1 protein-coding gene is annotated in these 522 nt (G+C 41.2%); it reads left to right on the forward strand.

What is annotated here, in order from left to right:
* Positions 1-515 (forward strand): AsmA-like C-terminal region-containing protein (locus AB4232_RS22105; RefSeq protein WP_372088016.1); only part of this gene is annotated, 515 nt, incomplete at its 5' end.
* Positions 516-522 lie beyond the last annotated feature (7 nt).

The raw sequence follows: 522 nt of genomic DNA on the forward strand, positions 1-522 counted from the left end.
TTAACTTTGAAGATGGTGCGGTTAATGGCATCAACATCGCGCAACTGATTAGAGAAAACTACGCTAAGATCAAAGGCGAAAAAGTCGAAAGCAAAGATGAGTCTCAAAAGACAGATTTTAGTGCAATGAAAGCAACACTCAAGGTTGATAAAGGTTGGGTTTCAACGAACGACTTATCGGCACAGTCGCCTCTTTTACGCGTGACAGGTCAAGGTAAAGCAAACTTCATCAATGAAACGGTCGACTTCCTGGTTCGCACGTCAATTGTTGGTTCGCTTGAAGGCCAGGGTGGTAAGAGCATTGATGATCTCAAAGATGTGACGATTCCAATTAAGGTAACCGGCCAGTGGGCTGACCCGAAATTTGGGCTTGTTTTTGATGATGTGTTGAAACAGAAAGCTGAAAAAGAGATTGATCGCGGTATTAAGAAACTTGAAGAAAAATACGGTGACAAGATCAAAGATGAGAAAACTAGAGATGCAGTTAATGGTTTACTCAAAGGCTTGTTTAACTAATCACTAT

Source organism: Vibrio sp. 10N.286.46.A8 (genome assembly GCF_041470165.1).
GTDB classification, from domain to species: Bacteria; Pseudomonadota; Gammaproteobacteria; order Enterobacterales; family Vibrionaceae; genus Vibrio; species Vibrio tasmaniensis_A.